The sequence below is a fragment of the Streptomyces aureus genome, from assembly GCF_001418135.1.
GTDB classification, from domain to species: domain Bacteria; phylum Actinomycetota; class Actinomycetes; order Streptomycetales; family Streptomycetaceae; genus Streptomyces; species Streptomyces aureus_A.
The window spans coordinates 1-1,337 of sequence record NZ_LIPQ01000362.1 but is presented as its reverse complement, the minus strand read 5'-3'; the positions used below and the strand labels follow the sequence as shown (position 1 = coordinate 1,337).

Here is a 1,337-nt window from a genome sequence, read left to right as displayed (position 1 = left end):
TCTGGAGGAACTCACCCGCAGTCTGCGGGTGAGTTCCTCCAGATGCATCCGGTGCATCCGATCGTCACCTCGGCTGATCGAGAGGTTGCATGAGCATGTCGGCGATGCGTTCCCTGGTGACCCGCTCGGCGCGGGAGGCGTGCTGGGTCAGATAGAGGGCGTTGAGAAGCTGGTCGGTCGCGATGACCTCGCCGGGCTCCCGGTTGAGGAAGCGCTGGACGAGGCCCTGCTCCCCGTCCCCCGCGGCGGCCTCGCTGCCGAGGTGGGCCTCGATCATGGCGCGAAGCTGCTCCTCGCCGGGCGCTTCGAGCTCCAGTCGGATGCAGCGGCGCAACAGGGCGGCGGGGAAGTCCCGTTCGCCGTTGGAGGTGAGCACGATGAACGGGAAGGTGGTGCAGCGGACCCGGCCGCCGAGCACCGCCACCTTGCGGCCGTCGTCGCTGAGCACCTCGACGACGGGCTCCCGGTCGGCGAGCCGCTCCAGCTCGGGAATGGCGAACTCGCCCTCCTCCAGGGCGTTCAGAAGGTCGTTCGGCAGGTCCAGGTCGCTCTTGTCCAGTTCGTCGATGAGCAGCACCCGGGGCTGCTCGGAGGGGAGCAGCGCGGTGCCGAGCGGGCCGAGCCGGATGTACGAGCCGATGCCGGCCGGCGCGGCGGCGGCGGAGCCGGGCGATCCGGCCTGGGCACGCTCCAGCTGGACGTCCTGGAGCCGGCCGATGGCGTCGTACCGGTAGAGCCCGTCCTGGAGGGTGGTCCGGCTGACGATCGGCCACCGGAGCACCCGCCCGAGGCCCAGTTCGTGGGCGACGGCGTGGGCGAGGGTGGACTTGCCGGTGCCGGGGTTGCCGGTGACGAGCAGCGGACGCCGCAGGTACAGCGCGGCGTTGACGGCGTCGGTCTCGGCGGGCCTGGGGTGATGGTTCTGGACGAGTCTGCGCTTGACGCCGAGCCGCCGGTCGGAGCCCGCCAGGGTGTCGTCGGCGCTGCCCGTGGAGAAGTCGCGCCAGGGCGGCGGGGCGGGCAGCCGCTGTATCTCGTCGTGCGGAAGACCGGCACCACGGTAGATCCGCCAATCGTTCACGATGGACTCCTCCTGGCTGTGGTGTCGATGCCGGGTCCGTCGACGGTACCGCCCGGCAGCGGGGCCTGCCGATGGCTTAATCGGACGGATCGCGGGGCCTTCGTCCCGGTAGGCACTCCGGTCACTGCTCCCCCTCCCCCAGCAGCGGCGGGGGCTCCAGACGACCGCCGTGCGGAGGCCGGTCGGGCGGGTCCAGGAGCAGGGCGATGCTCTCGGCCCACGCGTACTCGGCCAGCGACTCGGGGCCCGCCGCCCG

1 protein-coding gene is annotated in these 1,337 nt (G+C 72.0%); it reads right to left on the bottom strand.

The window, feature by feature from the left end:
- Positions 1–64: 64 nt before the first annotated feature.
- Positions 65–1,081 (bottom strand): AAA family ATPase, encoded by a 1,017-nt coding sequence (locus AOK00_RS27290; protein WP_055602916.1) that lies wholly within the window; start codon positions 1,079–1,081, stop codon positions 65–67.
- Positions 1,082–1,337 lie beyond the last annotated feature (256 nt).